The sequence below is a fragment of the Erythrobacteraceae bacterium WH01K genome (genome assembly GCA_027941995.1).
Classification (GTDB): Bacteria; Pseudomonadota; Alphaproteobacteria; order Sphingomonadales; family Sphingomonadaceae; genus CAJXSN01.
Map to the genome: position 1 here is coordinate 1,181,728 of CP115966.1, position 15,056 is coordinate 1,196,783.

General features: G+C 65.8%; 18 protein-coding genes and 1 tRNA gene. 7 read left to right on the forward strand and 12 right to left on the reverse strand.

Annotated elements, in window-relative coordinates; translation table 11 throughout:
* The first annotated feature begins 40 nt into the window (after nt 1–40).
* Entirely contained in the window at nt 41–1,015 is a 975-nt protein-coding gene (locus tag PF049_05815; GenBank protein ID WBY17661.1) for a winged helix DNA-binding protein, read from the forward strand.
* Nucleotides 1,016–1,031: 16 nt separating this feature from the next.
* Here PF049_05815 and PF049_05820 read toward each other — a convergent pair whose 3' ends face one another.
* Genes PF049_05820 through argH form a run of 4 tightly spaced genes read right to left on the reverse strand, consistent with a single transcriptional unit; the run spans nt 1,032 to nt 4,697 of the window.
* Nucleotides 1,032–1,811: an NAD(P)-dependent oxidoreductase gene (locus tag PF049_05820; GenBank protein ID WBY17662.1), complete on the reverse strand. Its 780-nt coding sequence runs from the start codon at nt 1,809–1,811 to the stop codon at nt 1,032–1,034.
* Entirely contained in the window at nt 1,799–3,064 is a 1,266-nt protein-coding gene (lysA, locus tag PF049_05825) for a diaminopimelate decarboxylase (protein ID WBY17663.1), read from the reverse strand. The genes PF049_05820 and lysA overlap by 13 nt, the downstream gene beginning before the upstream one ends.
* Before the next feature lie 11 nt (nt 3,065–3,075).
* On the reverse strand, nt 3,076–3,321 hold the full coding sequence (locus PF049_05830) for a lipoprotein (GenBank protein WBY17857.1): 246 nt from the start codon (nt 3,319–3,321) through the stop codon (nt 3,076–3,078).
* Nucleotides 3,321–4,697, reverse strand: a complete 1,377-nt coding sequence (gene argH / locus PF049_05835; GenBank protein ID WBY17858.1) for an argininosuccinate lyase — start codon at nt 4,695–4,697, stop codon at nt 3,321–3,323. Before argH ends, PF049_05830 begins: the two co-directional genes overlap by 1 nt.
* A 130-nt stretch (nt 4,698–4,827) precedes the next feature.
* Between argH and PF049_05840 the strand changes: the two genes are divergently transcribed.
* Together PF049_05840 and PF049_05845 are read left to right on the forward strand one after the other, a co-directional pair.
* Complete coding sequence (locus tag PF049_05840; GenBank protein ID WBY17664.1) at nt 4,828–5,295, forward strand: TlpA disulfide reductase family protein; 468 nt, start codon at nt 4,828–4,830, stop codon at nt 5,293–5,295.
* A 60-nt stretch (nt 5,296–5,355) separates the two neighbouring features.
* Nucleotides 5,356–5,766 (forward strand): hypothetical protein, encoded by a 411-nt coding sequence (locus PF049_05845; GenBank protein ID WBY17665.1) that lies wholly within the window; start codon nt 5,356–5,358, stop codon nt 5,764–5,766.
* A gap of 44 nt (nt 5,767–5,810) precedes the next feature.
* On the opposite strand, the gene PF049_05850 is transcribed toward PF049_05845, so the two are convergent.
* Nucleotides 5,811–5,886: transfer RNA gene (locus PF049_05850), tRNA-Val, on the reverse strand.
* 109 nt (nt 5,887–5,995) lie between these two features.
* On the opposite strand from PF049_05850, the gene PF049_05855 reads away from it, so the two are divergent.
* On the forward strand, nt 5,996–6,976 hold the full coding sequence (locus PF049_05855; protein WBY17666.1) for an asparaginase: 981 nt from the start codon (nt 5,996–5,998) through the stop codon (nt 6,974–6,976).
* Nucleotides 6,977–7,015: 39 nt separating this feature from the next.
* Here the strand turns inward: PF049_05855 and PF049_05860 are convergent, their stop codons facing one another.
* Genes PF049_05860 through fmt form a run of 3 tightly spaced genes read right to left on the reverse strand, consistent with a single transcriptional unit; the run spans nt 7,016 to nt 9,800 of the window.
* A complete protein-coding gene (locus PF049_05860) occupies nt 7,016–8,128 on the reverse strand; it encodes a zinc-binding dehydrogenase (GenBank protein ID WBY17667.1) in 1,113 nt (370 codons plus the stop codon).
* A gap of 17 nt (nt 8,129–8,145) precedes the next feature.
* On the reverse strand, nt 8,146–8,886 hold the full coding sequence (gene truA, locus PF049_05865) for a tRNA pseudouridine(38-40) synthase TruA (protein ID WBY17668.1): 741 nt from the start codon (nt 8,884–8,886) through the stop codon (nt 8,146–8,148).
* Nucleotides 8,883–9,800 carry a methionyl-tRNA formyltransferase gene (gene fmt / locus PF049_05870; protein WBY17859.1) on the reverse strand — a complete coding sequence of 306 codons (918 nt, stop codon included), beginning with the start codon at nt 9,798–9,800 and terminating at the stop codon, nt 8,883–8,885. The genes truA and fmt overlap by 4 nt, the downstream gene beginning before the upstream one ends.
* Before the next feature lie 63 nt (nt 9,801–9,863).
* On the opposite strand from fmt, the gene recR reads away from it, so the two are divergent.
* Both recR and def read left to right on the forward strand, forming a co-directional pair.
* Nucleotides 9,864–10,457, forward strand: a complete 594-nt coding sequence (recR, locus tag PF049_05875) for a recombination mediator RecR (protein ID WBY17669.1) — start codon at nt 9,864–9,866, stop codon at nt 10,455–10,457.
* Between the two features lie 78 nt (nt 10,458–10,535).
* On the forward strand, nt 10,536–11,114 hold the full coding sequence (def, locus tag PF049_05880) for a peptide deformylase (GenBank protein WBY17670.1): 579 nt from the start codon (nt 10,536–10,538) through the stop codon (nt 11,112–11,114).
* A 69-nt stretch (nt 11,115–11,183) separates the two neighbouring features.
* On the opposite strand, the gene PF049_05885 is transcribed toward def, so the two are convergent.
* A complete protein-coding gene (locus tag PF049_05885) occupies nt 11,184–11,591 on the reverse strand; it encodes a four-helix bundle copper-binding protein (GenBank protein ID WBY17671.1) in 408 nt (135 codons plus the stop codon).
* 94 nt (nt 11,592–11,685) lie between these two features.
* On the opposite strand from PF049_05885, the gene rmuC reads away from it, so the two are divergent.
* Entirely contained in the window at nt 11,686–13,278 is a 1,593-nt protein-coding gene (gene rmuC, locus PF049_05890; GenBank protein ID WBY17672.1) for a DNA recombination protein RmuC, read from the forward strand.
* 211 nt (nt 13,279–13,489) lie between these two features.
* On the opposite strand, the gene PF049_05895 is transcribed toward rmuC, so the two are convergent.
* Genes PF049_05895 through PF049_05905 form a run of 3 tightly spaced genes read right to left on the reverse strand, consistent with a single transcriptional unit; the run spans nt 13,490 to nt 15,027 of the window.
* Nucleotides 13,490–14,308: an RNA methyltransferase gene (locus PF049_05895; protein ID WBY17673.1), complete on the reverse strand. Its 819-nt coding sequence runs from the start codon at nt 14,306–14,308 to the stop codon at nt 13,490–13,492.
* Between the two features lie 3 nt (nt 14,309–14,311).
* Complete coding sequence (locus PF049_05900; GenBank protein ID WBY17674.1) at nt 14,312–14,602, reverse strand: HPr family phosphocarrier protein; 291 nt, start codon at nt 14,600–14,602, stop codon at nt 14,312–14,314.
* Nucleotides 14,599–15,027 carry a PTS sugar transporter subunit IIA gene (locus PF049_05905; GenBank protein ID WBY17675.1) on the reverse strand — a complete coding sequence of 143 codons (429 nt, stop codon included), beginning with the start codon at nt 15,025–15,027 and terminating at the stop codon, nt 14,599–14,601. The genes PF049_05900 and PF049_05905 overlap by 4 nt, the downstream gene beginning before the upstream one ends.
* Nucleotides 15,028–15,056: the final 29 nt, after the last annotated feature.

The window sequence follows — 15,056 nt, forward strand, 5'->3', positions numbered from 1 at the left end:
TTCCTTAGGTGTTCCTTCTATTCCGTAGGAGCCCTTATTCATGGCGCAAGCCGATTTTTCCTATGAGCCGGCGGGTGATGTCTCCCGCCTGCCGCTTGCCACGACGATCCTGTGCGACCGCGACAGCGGGCGCGAGGCATGGTGCGATGATGCGGAGGCGGCGGGCCTTTCCGTCATGCGGCAGGGCGCCATCGCGGATTTTGCGGAAGGGGATATGCGGCCGCTTGGGCGTGTGGTGCTGGCCGGCTGCCCTCAGGCGAATGCACGAACCCTCGCGGCGCTGGCCCGGATCGACGAACGGGTTGCTGAAAGCGGTGCGGCCTTGCTGGTTTGCGTATCGCAGGGCTCGCTGGAGCCTGTCTTTGCGTGCCTGGCATCTTCACGCCCGCAGATCCTTGTCGATCCCTCGCATGGCGACCGGCTGCTGGCACTGGGGCGTGTGAAGATGGGCGGGCCGGACAGCAGGGTGCGCGATCTGTCGGATGACGACCGCATCAACCTGCTGCGCCTGACCGAGCAGGTCAGCGAGATCGCGGAAAAGCTGGAACGGCTGGGCCAGCCGGGCCTGTCCGGTTCGGGCGGCGCATTCCGGTTCGAATCGCCTGCCGACGGCTATCGCGGCGAAGGCGATGCGGAGGCGTCGCTGGTCCGCAAAGGGCGGCCGGCGCTCCCCGATCCGCGGCTGGTGCGCCAGATCATCCGCCAGCGGCAGGCGCGCGCCAAATTCTTCGACGGGGACCTGTTCGCCGACCCTGCATGGGACATGCTGCTGGACCTGACCGCCGCCCGGGCAGAGCACACGCGCGTCGCCGTCACCTCGCTCTGCATCGCCAGCGGCGTGCCTGCGACCACGGCGCTGCGCTGGATCAGCCAGATGGTGGAGGCCGGCCTGCTTGAACGGGTGCAGGACGATGCCGACAGGCGCCGGGCTTTCATCGCGCTGACCGACACGGCAGCAGAAGCGATGGCGCGCTATTTCGCGCATATCCGTGCGGAGGCTGGCGAGCCTGTTTGAGGGTTAGTGTCGCCGGTCAGGCGCGGGTCAGGATAACCGTCAGGCCCTCTGCCGGGGGATTGGCAGGCAAGGGCATACGCTGCGCATCGGCGCGGGACCGGTCGAGGATCGCTGCGGGGATCGACGGGTCGTAAATCAGCGTGTCGCATGTGCCCAGCAGGCGGGCCTGTTTCAGGGTCAGATCTTCCGGATCGTCGCTCGCAATCGCGATTTCCACGACCGACGCATCCTCTATCGCCCCGGCACCGCCCTCCAGCCACCGTGCCACGTCCTCCGCATCGGCGCCTGCAAGCGGGTCTAGCACGCCGCCTTCGCCCAGCGCGCGGTCCACGGCCGTGCGGCGCGCATCGCCGTCGGCCCATGTGGCACGCATCGCATCGCGGGCATCGCGCAGGGCAGCGGCCAGCGGGCCGAGCGACTGGGGCAGCAATCGTTCCAGCCGCAGGCGCAGATGCTTGGCAAGGCCCGCCGATGCGCCCGACGTACTGACCGCAACCAGCACGGGTTCGCGGTCCAGGATGCTGGGCGTGGTGAAATCGCACAGTTCGGGACGGTCGGCGACATTCACCAGCAGCCCCTTGCGCTTCAGCCGCAATGCGGCGGCTTCCGCCTCGCGTTCGTCGTCCAGCGCAACGAAGGCGAGATGCGCGTGATGCGCCTCTGCCTCGCTGCAGGGTATGCCTCCGGCACGTTCGACCAGCCGGGTCTTCGCCTCTCCCATCACGCCCTCGCTCACCACCACGACACGCCTTCCGCGCACCCGGTGGAAGAGGGGGAGGGAGCCTATTCCAGCCATTCGGGAACCCGCTCCGCATCCATGATGGCGCCTGCGTCGATACGGTCGGCGACCACCGCATGACGATCGCCGTCGACCAGCACTTCGGCCACGAACCCGCGCGAGTTGTAGCTGCTGGCCATGGTCGCGCCATAAGCTCCGGCGGTGCGGAACACGGCAAGGTCGCCTGCCGACAGCGCGTCGCAATCGCGGCCCATGGCGAAGGTGTCGCCCGTCTCGCAGATCGGGCCGACGATGTTGGCCGTCATCTGCGAACCATCGGGCGTGACGGATGAAAATCCGTGATAGGCGCCATAGAGTGCGGGGCGGGCAAGGTCGTTCATCGCCGCATCCACGATGACGAACGGGTCGCGCACCCCGCGTTTCACTCGCACCACGCGGGTCAGCAGGACGCCGGCGTTCCCGGCAATGACGCGGCCGGGTTCGAAGGTCAGGTTGACGTCCCAGTCCGCGGTCACCCTCTTCACCATTTCGCCATAGGCGGCGGGGGAAGGCGGGCTTTCGCCCTCGCGGTAGGGGACGCCCAGGCCGCCGCCCAGGTCCACATGGGTAATCGTGTGCCCGGCCCCGCGCAGGTCCGCGACCAGTTGGCCGACCTTGCCGAAAGCGGTTTCCAGCGGGGTCAGGTCCAGAAGCTGGCTGCCGATATGCAGGGCGACGCCCCGCAGGTTCAGGCCCTCCAGCGCCGACAGTTCGTCGAAAGCCTCGTGTGCGCGGACCAAGGGAATGCCGAACTTGTTGTCTGCCTTGCCGGTCGAGATCTTGTCGTGGGTCCCGGCATCGACGTCGGGATTGATCCGCAGCGCGGCCTGCGCGGTCAGGCCCATCTCGCGTGCCATCTCTGCAAGCTCGCGGCCTTCTTCGAGCGATTCGATGTTGAACTGGCCGATCCGGCTGGTGAGGCCAAGCTGCAGTTCCGTGCGGGTCTTGCCCACGCCGGAGAACACGATCTTTTCCGGAGCCATCCCTGCCGCCAGCGCGCGGCGCAGTTCTCCGCCCGATACGACGTCCGCCCCGAAACCCTGCTGCTGCAGGACCTTCAGCACGGCAAGATTGGGGTTCGACTTGACGGCAAAGGCAATCAGCGGTTCGCCATTGCCCGCGCCCGCCACGCTTTCCGAAAAGACGCGGGCATGGCGTTCCAGCGTGGCGCGCGAATAGACGTAAACGGGCGTCCCGACATCCTCCGCAATGCGCGGCAAGGGTACGTTTTCGGCGTGCAGGACGCCGTCCTTCAGGGCAAAATGATCCACGGGGGCTGGTCCTATTCGGGAGGCAGGTCGAAAGGGTCGTCTTCGCGTTCCTCCGACCGGCGTCTGAGTTCGATGCTGCGTTCGGGTGCCGCAAGCGTGTCGAGTTCGAGAAGGTCGTCCGCTTCGGGCTGCGCGCTGGCGCCATAGGGCGCTGGCGGCAGGTCCGCAGGCGGCACCGGCTCGAGCGCGGTTTTCTGTCCGCAGCCGGCCAGCAGCAGGGCGGCCAGGGCGACGGGGTAAAGGCTGCGCAGACGCATCATTCCTCCATTCCCAGCGCCTGCCTAGCGCGGGCTACCTGGAGACGTACCTGTTCCGGCGCGGTTCCGCCATAGGATGCGCGCGCCGCGACCGAGGCATCGACCGACAGCGCATCGAACACCCGCTCGTCGATCCGCGCATCGATAGCCTTGAGCTGTTCCAGCGACAGCGCGTCCAGCGCCACGCCTTCCGATTCCGCCAGTTTCACCGCCGCGCCGGTGATGTGATGTGCCTCGCGGAACGGGATGTCGGCCTGCGTCACCAGCCAGTCGGCAAGGTCGGTCGCGGTGGCATAGCCCAGCTCTGCTGCGGCGCGCATCCGCTCGGCGGAGAAGGCCGCGTCCGCCACCATTCCGGTCATCGCGGCAATCGACAGGTCGAGCAGGCCCGCCGCCTCGAACACCGGCGGTTTGTCGTCCTGCATGTCCTTGGAATAGGCGAGCGGCAGGCCTTTCATCGTGACCATCAGCGTGGTCGCGCAGCCGACGATGCGCCCGGCATGGCCGCGCACAAGTTCGGCGGCGTCGGGGTTCTTCTTCTGCGGCATGATGCTGCTGCCGGTGGAAAGCGCATCGGGCAGGCGGACGAAGCCGAAGGGCTGACTGGCCCAGATGACGAATTCCTCTGCCAGCCGCGAGAGATGGAGCGAGCACTGTGCCGCCGCCATCAGGTAATCCATCGCGAAATCGCGGTCGGACACGGCATCGAGGCTGTTGGCCGTCGGATGGTCGAAGCCCAGCGCCGCCGCCGTCGCGTCGCGGTCGATGGGGAAACCCGTACCCGCCAGCGCGGCGCTGCCCAGCGGGCTTTCGTTCATCCGCGCCCGCGCGTCGGCCAGCCGCGAACGGTCGCGCCGGACCATCTCGTAATAGGCCATCAGGTGATGGCCCAGGGTCACTGGCTGCGCGGTCTGCAAATGGGTGAAGCCGGGCATGATGCTGTCCGCATGTTCGCCCGCCCGGGTGACGAGTGCGCGTTGCAAGGCCTCGAGCCCTGCATCCGCACGCTCCAGCGCCTCGCGGGTCCAGAGGCGGAAGTCGGTCGCGACCTGGTCGTTGCGGCTGCGCGCGGTGTGGAGGCGCCCGGCGGCCGGTCCGACCAGTTCGGTCAGACGGGCCTCCACCGTCATGTGGATGTCTTCCAGATCCCAGTCTTCGGGCACGCCGTCGCGCTCGTACTCGCCTGCGACGTCGTCCAGCCCGCCGGAGATCGTGCGCGCATCGGCCTCGGTAACGATACCCTGCGCCGCCAGCATGGCGACATGCGCCTTGGACGCGGCGATATCCTGCCGCCACAGGGCCTTGTCGAACGGAATCGAGGCATTGATTTCGCGCATGACCGCACTAGGTCCGCCAGCGAACCTGCCGCCCCACATCTGGTTGGAGCCTTCCGTGTCCCGGTTACCCATTACGCTAGTCGCCTGTGCCATTCTGCTGAGCGGGTGCGATAGGTCGCCCGCCACGCCGGTGCAAGGCGATGACGCGTTGGCCGCTGGCAAGGAGAGCTTGGATGGTGCGACATCCTCCGCTGCGGGAGAGATCGACCGGTCCCGCGCGGGCGAGCCGGTGCCGGACATCACCCTGTCGGACCCCGCCGGCGAATCCCTCACGCTGGGCGGCGGCACGGGCACGCCGATGCTGGTCAATCTGTGGGCGACCTGGTGCGCTCCGTGCATCAAGGAAATGCCGCTGCTGGACGAGCTTGCCGCCGAGCTGGACGGCGAGGTCCAGGTCCTGACCATCAGCCAGGACCTGAACGGGGCGGATGCGGTGGAGCCGTTCTTCGCAAGGAACGACCTGCCCAACCTGCCGAAATGGCTCGACCCCGAAACCGGGTTCGCCTTCGCCATCGGTGCGGGCGGCCTGCCTGTCACGGTGCTGTACGATGCGGGCGGGCGCGAGGTGTGGCGGATCGCGGGCGATTACGACTGGTCTTCGGCACAGGCACGCGGCGCCATCGACGAAGCGCTCTGAGCGGCGGACGCGTAGCGCATCCTCAACACCATATTAACCTGTCGCGGCTAGTGCTAACCCATGGAAATACTGCACGGAAAAGCCATCGAAGGCGGTCGCCCCCTCACCGAAGCCGAACTGGAAACGCTGGCGCGCGACCAGCTCGAGATCCTGCGCCAGAGCTTCTCTGCAAAACCGGCGCTGGCCAGGACGGACGACGTCCTGAGCCTGCGGCTGGCGGAGGAATTGCGGCTGGTCTCCCGCATGCTGGACATGCTGGAAAGCCGCGTCTCGCCCGAAGCGGCGAAGCAGATCGACACGGCCGAGGATGCGATCGACGACATCGCCGACATCGTCGAGGCGGACGACCCGTGCGATGCGATGGCCACCGTGGACAGCGACCTTGCGCGCCGGATCACGCGCCGCTCGCTCGACGGTAGCGGTGGCCCGTGCGACAATCGCCGCCCGTCGATCCTGAGAAAGCCGGACTGACTCCGGACTACCCCCGGATGCACCATCGAAGAAAAGGGGGGAAATGGTGGGCGATGACAGGCTCGAACTGCCGACCCTCTCGGTGTAAACGAGATGCTCTACCAACTGAGCTAATCGCCCGCTCCGTTTCAGAAGCGCTGGCCCGTTGCCGGGGCAGACGCGCTATCTAGCGCCTTGGCGGACAGATTCAATTGCGAAGTTGGGCCTTTCGTCGCTAGGCGCGATTTTCATGGCCCATGCACGTCTCACAGTTCTCGCCACGGGGGGCACGATTGCCGGCATTGCCGGGTCCGCCCTGGCCCATGATTATCGCCCCGGGCAGATCGACATCGCCGAATATCTCTCGCGCGTGAAGGGGCTGGGTCTGGAGGCGGAGTTTTCCGGCCGGCAGATCGCCAATATCGGGTCGGAGAATATCGGGCCGGCCGTCTGGACCCCGCTGCATTCCGCGATCCGTGACGCGCTGGCCGATCCCGGCTGCACCGGCGTCATCGTGACGCACGGGACCGATACGCTGGAAGAGACCGCGTTCCTTCTCGACCTGACGCTGCCCTGCGCCAAGCCGGTCGTGCTGGTGGGCGCGATGCGTCCAGCCGATGCGGTGGGGTATGACGGCCTCAGGAATTTCGCCAATGCGGCGCGTGTGGCCAGCGATCCGGATGCGTCGGGGCGCGGCGTTCTGGTGGTGATGGGCGACCGCGTCTTTGCCGCGCGCGACGTGCGCAAGGTCCGAACGCGCAGCACCGATGCCTTTCGCGGCTATCCGCGCGGATCGATCGGGCTGGTCACGCCAAGCGCGCTGGACTGGTTCGGTGCACCGTGGAGAGCGAACGATGCGGCCCGTTTCGACTATGCAAGCGACCTGCCGCCAGTGGTGATCCTCTACGCCCATGCGGACATGGACCCGGACCTTGCCCGCCGTATCGTGGGGGTGGACCAGCGCGGCATCGTCGTGGCGGGCGTGGGCGAGGGGAACCTGCCGGATGCCGTGCGCAGCGTGCTGGTCGAACGGCGCCGACGGGGCGTGGCAGTTGTGCGGGCAAGCCGGGTGGACGAGGGCCTGGTGGACCGGGAGCCGGAGGACGATCCCAACGGCTTCGTCGCGTCCCGAGCGCTAAATCCGCAAAAGGCGCGAATCCTGCTGCAATTGCTGCTCGCCAGCGGGGTAAGCGATCCTGCTGAAATGCAGGCTGCCTTCGACGAAAGATGAGGCGGTTGGCGCGCCCGCCGATGCGAGCGCGCCCCAAAATCAGGAATTCGGCGTGACGAGGTATTTCTCGCCCGTCTTCATCTGCTTGTAATCGAGGATGGCGTCCTTCGTCAGCATGCCTTCCAGGTCCACCTTCTCCTTGTAGCTGCTGGCAAAGGTGGTCGTCAGGTTGTCGAGCACGCGTTTGCGCATCCGGCCCACCGTTTCCATGCCGGCCGACTGGAGGAACGGCGTCAGCAGCCAGCCCGACAGCGTCCAGCCGAAGCCGTAGGAAGGCGTCAGCGTCGTCGGGCCGAAATCGAGACGGCCATAAATGAACATCCGCTTCTGCTGGTTGGAACCGTAGCGCGAATATTCGGTCATCTTGCCGACGGCGACCTGCTCCATCGCCTTGAAGCAGTGATCGACCATCTTGCCGCCGCCGATGGGATCGAAGCCGTAGAAGGCATCCGTATCGTCGATGGCGGATTTTAGCTGGTTCATGAAATCGTCGTCGGACGAGTTTACCACATGGGTCGCGCCCTGCGATTTCAGCAGCTCTGCCTGGTCGGCCTTGCGCACGATGTTGACGAGGCCCACGCCGTCTTCGAGGCAGATGCGGTTCAGCATCTGGCCCAGGTTCGATGCGCCGACCGTGTGCAGGATCGCCTTTGCGCCGTCCATCTTCGCATTTTCGACGAAGCCCAGCGCGGTCATCGGGTTCACGAAGCTGGAGGCGCCGGCCTCTGCACTGTGATCGCCCAGCGGCAGGCACATATTGGCATCGGCGATGGCGTACTGGCTGAACGCGGTGCCCGGGACGCAGGCGACCCGCTGGCCCATCAGCGCCTTCGCCGCGTCGCTGTCGCCGGTGGCGACAACGGTGCCTGCGCCTTCGTTACCCGCGGGCAGACGCTGGCCGTGGCGCGATTTCTGGCCCGAATTGAACGGTTCCGGCATCGTCGCGACAACCTTGCCGGGCGAATATTCGGCGTTCTCGAAATCGGCCGCGCCGGTCAGGATGGCAAGGTCGCTGGGATTGATCGGCGCCGCTTCCATTTTCACCAGGACCTGGTTGCCGGTAGGATCGGCGAATTCGCTCTGCGCGATTTCGAGCGTCAGCTTGCCGTCTTCGGTCAGCGTCGTGAAAAGCTGTTTGCCAGTGGTCGTCATTCAGGGGGCTCCTCTCTTCATGGATATGTTGCGCGCACGAAATACAGCCCGTGCGCCGGGGCATTCAGGCCAAGCTCCTGACGGTCGCGCGCCTCCAGTGCAAGGGCGACCTGCTCTTCCCGCCAACGTCCCATGCCGACCAGTGCCAGGCATCCGACGATCGAGCGGACCTGGTGGTGGAGGAAGCTGCGCGCCTCGACCTCGGTTATGACGTGGGCCCCTTCGCGCCGGACGGATATCCGGTCGATCGAGCGCACGGGGCTGTCGGCCTGGCAATGGGCGGAGCGGAAAGTGGTGAAATCGTGCACGCCGACGAGTGCCTGCGCGCTGCGATGCATCGCCTCGGCATCGAGCTGCGGCGCGACCTGCCATGCCCGGTCCTTCTCCAGCGTCAGCGGCGCGCGGCGATTGGCGATGCGGTATTCATAGGCGCGGCCCGTGCAGGAAAAGCGCGCGTGCCAGTCTTCCGGCACGATTTCGCAGGCGGTGACGGCCACGGGATCGGGGCGCAGATGCGCGTTCAGCGCTTCCATCAGGCGGAACGGCGTCATGTCCTTGTCGATGTCGGCATGGCTGCGCATGGCGAGCGCATGGACGCCTGCATCGGTGCGGCCTGCGCTGAACAGCAGCGCCGTTTCTCCGGTGATGCGAAAGAGCGCGTCCTCGATCGCCTGCTGGACCGTGGGCGCGTCCTTCTGCCGCTGCAGCCCGGCAAAGGGCGTGCCGTCGAATTCGATGGTGAAGGCGAACCGGGTCAAGTGAGCACTTCGCCTGCGGCCACTGCGTTTCCGCGCAGGAATTCGTCCAGCGGCATGGCCGGTTTGCCGGCCCGTTGCAGGCGGATGGGGCGTAGCGCTTGCCCCTCCGCCCCGGCGCCGCAGGCGATGGCGAGCCGGTCGTCCAGCACTTTGCCAGCCTGTCCGCTGCCCTCGGCCAGCTCGGCGCGCAGGACCTTGATTCGCTCGCCGTCCAGTTCGAACCACGCGCCGGGGAAGGGGGAGAGGCCGTGTACGTGCCGCACCAGTTCCTCAGCGGGCCGCGACCAGTCGATCCGCGCTTCCGCCTTGTCGATCTTGGGCGCGTAGGTCGCCTCGTCCTCGTCCTGCACCAGCGGGCGGTGATTGGCGAGTTCGCGCAAGGTTCCGACCATCAGCTGCCCGCCCAGCTCCGCCAGTTCCTGGGTCAGTTCGCCGTTCGTCTTGTCCTCTATCGGCGTGCGGACCGTCGCCAGCATCGGCCCTGTATCCAGCCCCGCTTCCATCTGCATGATCGTGATGCCGGTCACCGGGTCGCCCGCCATGATGGCGCGGTGGATCGGCGCCGCCCCGCGCCAGCGCGGCAGGATAGAGGCATGGACGTTCAGGCAACCATGCGTGGGCGCATCCAGGATCGGCTGCGGCAGGATGAGGCCGTAGGCCGCGACCACCGCGACATCGGCCTCCAGCGCTGCAAAGCGTTCCTTTTCCTCCGCCGATTTGAGTGAAACGGGCGAGCGCACCTCGATGCCCAGCACCTCCGCTTCCTTCTGCACGGGCGAGGGCTGCAGCTTCTTGCCCCTGCCGGCAGGGCGCGGCGGCTGGGTGTAGACGCACGCGATCTCGTGCGCGGCATGGTGCAGGGCGCGCAGTGTCGGCACCGCGAAATCGGGCGTTCCCATGAAGACGATTTTCATATGCGGCGCATAATCCCGGACCAGACCTTCCTGTTGCGAAGCCATGCCCCTATCTGTCACCCCATGGCATCGCAAGAGATCGAAACCCTCAGCAGCGCGCTGGCCCGTCTGCCCGGCCTCGGCCCGCGCAGTGCGCGCCGCGCCGTCCTGTGGCTGGTGAAGAACCGGGATAAGGCTCTGCCGCAATTGCAGGACGCGCTGGCCGCCGTGCGCGAAACGCTGGTCGAATGCCCGGTCTGCGGCAATGTCGACACGCAGGCGCCATGCGGCATCTGCGCCGATCCGCGCCGCGATGCGAAGGCAATCTGCGTGGTGGAGGACGTGTCCGACCTCTGGGCGCTGGACCGCGCGCGGCTATTCACCGGGACCTATCACGTGCTGGGCGGCAAGCTGTCGGCGCTAGACGGGGTGCGGCCCGAAGATCTCGCCATCGACACGCTGATGGCCCGGGTCGAGGCGGGCGGGGTGGACGAGATCGTGCTCGCCATGAACGCCACGCTGGAAGGGCAGACGACGGCGCATTACCTGGCCGAGCGGCTGGAGGATTTCCCCGTCCGCGTGACGCAGCTTGCCCACGGCCTGCCGGTCGGCGGGGAACTCGATTATCTCGACGAAGGCACGCTGGCCCAGGCCTTGCGGGCAAGGCGACCGGTGTAAGGTTGGTGCTCGATTGCCGATCAGCGCAATCGGAAACACGCGCTTGTTTGCAAGGCTTCAAGCCCCTAAATAAGGCCTATGGCTATCCGCGAAATCCTCGAAGTGCCGGACCCCCGGCTGAAAACCGTCTCGACCCCCGTCACCGAGTTCAACGACGAGCTGAAAACGCTGGTCGATGACATGTTCGAGACGATGTACGATGCGCCCGGCATCGGCCTCGCCGCCATCCAGGTCGGCGTGCCCAAACGCGTGCTGGTGATCGACCTGCAGGAACCCGACATGGATGCAGAGCCGGAGGAATGCGGCCACGACCATGGCGACGGGCAGGGCGCGCACAAGCATTACCCGGTCAAGAAGGATCCGCGCGTATTCGTGAACCCGGTCATCCTCCATCCCGACGAGGAACTGGGCACCTATCAGGAAGGCTGCCTCTCGGTCCCCGAAATCTACGCCGATGTCGACCGGCCCAAGACCTGCACCGTCCGGTACCAGGACCTAGAGGGCAAGGAGCATACCGAGAAACTCGACGGCCTGCTCGCCACGTGCATCCAGCACGAGATGGATCACCTCGAGGGTATCCTGTTCATCGACCACCTCAGCCGCCTCAAACGGCAGATGGCGCTCAAGAAACTGGACAAGCTGCGCAAGGCGGCGTGATTTGTAGCCCATTAAACGAAAAAGCCCCGCTCACCGGCGGGGCTTTTTGTTTGTAGCCTGAGAACAGCCTCAGCTGTCGGAGCTATCCATTTCCTTGAGAGCCTTCTGCACGTCGGCGATCACTTCCTCGCACATGGTCGTGCAGCGCTTGCAGTGCGCGTCGTCATGCATCTTGCAGAGCTCGTGGCACTGTTCGACCGCAACGATGGTGGCTGCGCCCTGCGCCTTGATCGCCTTCACGTTCCCGCCGGTGCGGCGGCTGCCCATGCGGTAGAACGCGGTGCACGCATCCGACGCGTCGAGGCACCGGCGGATGCATTCCGCGCGTTCGGACGCGTTCTCTTCTGCGAGGCAGGCGTCGGCGCAGGAATTCATGATGGCCGCGCCATACATGGCGTGCTTCACCGCTTCGCCCAGCGCCTCTGTGTAGTCGCCGCCGACTGCGGGGTGGTCCTGGATCATTTCCTTGATCGACATTCGTTTATCTCCTTTGCAAGCTTGAGCGAACGGGGCCGGGGAATGTTCCGCGAATGCGCTTGGCGGACGGTTTCGTTCCAGCTATGTTCTGGACATGGATATGACTACAATCATTTTCGTCTTCATTGCCCTGCTTGCCGGGGGCGCTTTTGGCTGGTTCGCGGGATCGCGCCCCGTCGCGGACTGGCGTGCGCGCCATGCGGAGCGGGATGCGGAAGCAAAGGACCTGGCGGAAAAAGTGTCCCGCATGACGCCCGAGCTTGCGACGATGAGCGACCGGGCCGCCCGCGCCGACGCCCTCGCAGAGCAGCTGGATATGGCGCGTGGCGACCGGGAAACGCTTCGCTCGGAACTCGAAGGCGTCCGCCAGCAGGCCGCGCGGGTCGAACCGCTGGAGCGCGAGATGCGCGAGCTGCGTACGGTGAATGAGGAGGCGGCGGACCGGCTGCGGCGGGAGAAGGCCGCACTCGCCTCGGAACTCGATACGCTCAAGAGCGGGGCCGCGGCGCGCGAGAAGGCGCTGGAGGACCGCTATGCCGAGCGCGAGAAGCATTTCGAACGCGAACTCGGCCGCCTGGTCGAAGCGGAGGAAAAGCTGCAGGCAAAGTTCAACGAGATCGGCGAGAAGATGCTGGAAGGCGCACGGTCCAAGTTCATGGAAGGTGCACAGTCGCATCTCGCCAATCTCAACAAGGAAAGCCTTGCCGAACTGGAAAAGAAGGTCGGTCCGGTGGGCGAGACGCTGGACCGTTATCGCAAGCGGATCGACGAGATCGAGAAGAACCGCGCCGAGGCCTATCACCAGTTGCAGGGCGTGATCGGCGAAGTCCGCGCCGGGCAGGAACGCGTGGTCGAGGGCGCGCACAAGATTACCACAACGCTGAAGGGCGCGACCAAGGCGCGGGGCGACTGGGGTGAATTGCAGCTGGAAAACCTGCTGGAGAGCTGCGGCCTGAGCGCGCGCACCGATTTCAAGCGCGAGGTCGGTATCAAGGACGACGAGGGCCGGGACCTGCGGCCCGATGCTGTCATCAATATTCCCGGCGGGCGAAAGCTGATCGTCGACGTGAAGAACGTCTTCAACACGTACAAGGAAGCGAACGAGGCGGAGACCGAGGAACAGCGACACGAATTGCTGCGCAAGCACGCGCGCGAACTGCGCGGCCATATTCAGGCGCTATCGGCCAAGCGGTATCAGGACCATCTGGAGGGCTCTGCCGATTTCGTCGTCATGTTCGTACCGGGCGAGCACGTGTTGTATGCCGCGATGACGCAGGATGACGGACTGCTCGACTATGCGCTGCGCCAGAACGTGGTCCTTTCCTCGCCGCTCAATTTCATGTCGATCGCCATGACCGTGGCGACCGTCTGGCGGCAGGCAGGCGTTCAGGCGGACGCGCAGGAAATCGCGAAGCTGGGGAAGGAACTCTATGACAGGCTGGGTGTTGTGGCGCGTCATCTGTCCAATCTGCGACGCGATCTTGGCAAGGCGAACAGCAGTTTCGACTCTTTGGTCGGATCGTTCGATACTAATCTGCGCCGGACGGGCGAACGGTTCGAGGAACTGAGCATCGACACGTCGGCAAAGGATTTGCCCGAGGCACTGCCCATCGGCCGTCAACCCCGCCGCCTTGCCAATTTCAGCGAGGACGATGGCGACGGTCTTGCGCAGGATGCCGCCGAATAAGTCGTTCGTGGTTCAAGGGCGGATTTCGGTGTCCTACAGGCCGCGCGATCGATAGGGCGGATGGCCTGCTCTTTCTCATCGCCAGCCTGTAGCTCCGCGACTTTTCTTTTTTCCGCGCAGGAAGTGTCAACTTCGCAAACCGGACTAACCGTCCAAGATATAATGATTTTTCGAGAATACCGTCGACGCGGCCCTGTCAACTTCGTCAACTTCATCCGCGTTCCAGCGCGTCCAGCACCTCATATCCCAGCACGGCCGCCGCGACCGCTGCATTCAGGCTGTCTGCGCGGCCTTTCATCGGCATCGTCACCCGCAGGTCGCATTCCGCCTCGTAAGACTCCGGCAAGCCCTGCGATTCGTTGCCGACCATGACGAAGCACGGCGACGCATAGGGGGCGCCGCGATAGGGCACGGCATCGCGCAGGGATGCCGCGACCAGCTGGCCTTCGCCTGCACGCAGCCAGGGAAGGAAATCCTCCCACCGCGCCTGCACCAGTCCCTGGGTGAAAACCGCGCCCATGCTGGCGCGCACGGCCTCCACGCTGAAAGGATCGGCGCAGTCGTCGATCAGGATCAGTCCGCCTGCGCCGATGGCATCGCCCGTCCGCAGCATGGTGCCGAGATTGCCCGGGTCGCGCAGCGCCTGCGCCACCAGCCAGATATCGGCGGAGGTGCGGTCAATCGCGTCCAGCGACGTGTCCCACTCTGCCAGCACGCCCGCGACGCCTTGGGGATTGGACTTGCCGGTGATCTTGGACAGGATGTCGGGCGTGGTCTCGATTACCTCGCCGCCTGCCGCCGCGACAGACGCTTCGAGGTCCGCCAGCAGGGGGTGCGGATCGCGCTGGGTGGAAAGGACCAGTATTTCCGGAACGTGACCCGCCTCGCGCGCATCGGTCAGCAGCCGCAGCCCCTCGGCCAGCAGCTTGCCCTCGCGCCTGCGATGCTTCTTCTCGCGCAGCGACCGGATGAATTTTACGGTAGGGTTCGAGAAGCCGGTTATCTGGCGGCGCTCGGCAGGGGCGGGCACGGACTACTCCTCGCCGAAGCCGTCTTCGACCAGCAGGCACACCTGCTCCAGCACGGTCTCGGCATTATCGCCCGCGACGATGACCTCGATCGTGTCGCCCTTCGCCGCGCCCAGCATCATCAGGCCGAGTATCGAGCCGCCCGATGCCTCGTTCCCGTCCTTGGCCACGCGGACATCGACGCCGTCCGGCAGCTCTGCCACCACGCCGACCAGCTTCGCACTTGCGCGGGCATGGAGGCCGCGCTGGTTGACGATGACGACCTGCCGCCGGAGGGGAGCGTTCGCTTCGCTCATGACGCTTTCTTGGAAGGCGGAGTCTCGTCGTGGCCGAGAAATTCGCTCGCCACCGTGATGTAATTGCGACCAGCCTCCTGCGCCGCGACGCAGGCCTCCTTCACGGTCATTGTTTTGCGAGCACCGGCAAGGCGGATCAGCATGGGCAGGTTGATGCCCGCAATCACTTCCACGCGGCCCGTGTCGAGCAGCGAAATCGCAAGGTTCGATGGTGTGCCGCCGAACAGGTCGGTCAGCACGATCGTGCCGCTGCCGGTATCGACGCGGCCGATGGCGTCGGCGATTTCCTGCCGCCGCTGCTCCACATCGTCGTCGGGACCGATGCAGATCGTCTCCACCGCGTCCTGCGGGCCGACGACGTGTTCCATCGCTTCCACGAACTGCTCGGCTAGGTGGCCATGGGTTACCAGGATAAGTCCGATCATGGGGAGGTGCGATTCACTCGTATTGCGGC

What these genes read in the sequence shown, in the direction of transcription:
- recR (WBY17669.1), top strand. Translation starts at nt 9,864, where the DNA reads ATGGCATCGCAAGAGATCGAAACCCTCAGCAGCGCGCTGGCCCGTCTG.
- rmuC (WBY17672.1), top strand. Translation starts at nt 11,686, where the DNA reads ATGGATATGACTACAATCATTTTCGTCTTCATTGCCCTGCTTGCCGGG.
- fmt (WBY17859.1), bottom strand. Translation starts at nt 9,800, where the DNA reads ATGAAAATCGTCTTCATGGGAACGCCCGATTTCGCGGTGCCGACACTG.
- PF049_05885 (WBY17671.1), bottom strand. Translation starts at nt 11,591, where the DNA reads ATGTCGATCAAGGAAATGATCCAGGACCACCCCGCAGTCGGCGGCGAC.
- PF049_05900 (WBY17674.1), bottom strand. Translation starts at nt 14,602, where the DNA reads ATGAGCGAAGCGAACGCTCCCCTCCGGCGGCAGGTCGTCATCGTCAAC.
- PF049_05855 (WBY17666.1), top strand. Translation starts at nt 5,996, where the DNA reads ATGGCCCATGCACGTCTCACAGTTCTCGCCACGGGGGGCACGATTGCC.
- argH (WBY17858.1), bottom strand. Translation starts at nt 4,697, where the DNA reads ATGTGGGGCGGCAGGTTCGCTGGCGGACCTAGTGCGGTCATGCGCGAA.
- PF049_05860 (WBY17667.1), bottom strand. Translation starts at nt 8,128, where the DNA reads ATGACGACCACTGGCAAACAGCTTTTCACGACGCTGACCGAAGACGGC.
- def (WBY17670.1), top strand. Translation starts at nt 10,536, where the DNA reads ATGGCTATCCGCGAAATCCTCGAAGTGCCGGACCCCCGGCTGAAAACC.
- PF049_05815 (WBY17661.1), top strand. Translation starts at nt 41, where the DNA reads ATGGCGCAAGCCGATTTTTCCTATGAGCCGGCGGGTGATGTCTCCCGC.
- PF049_05820 (WBY17662.1), bottom strand. Translation starts at nt 1,811, where the DNA reads ATGGCTGGAATAGGCTCCCTCCCCCTCTTCCACCGGGTGCGCGGAAGG.
- PF049_05905 (WBY17675.1), bottom strand. Translation starts at nt 15,027, where the DNA reads ATGATCGGACTTATCCTGGTAACCCATGGCCACCTAGCCGAGCAGTTC.
- PF049_05845 (WBY17665.1), top strand. Translation starts at nt 5,356, where the DNA reads ATGGAAATACTGCACGGAAAAGCCATCGAAGGCGGTCGCCCCCTCACC.
- PF049_05830 (WBY17857.1), bottom strand. Translation starts at nt 3,321, where the DNA reads ATGCGTCTGCGCAGCCTTTACCCCGTCGCCCTGGCCGCCCTGCTGCTG.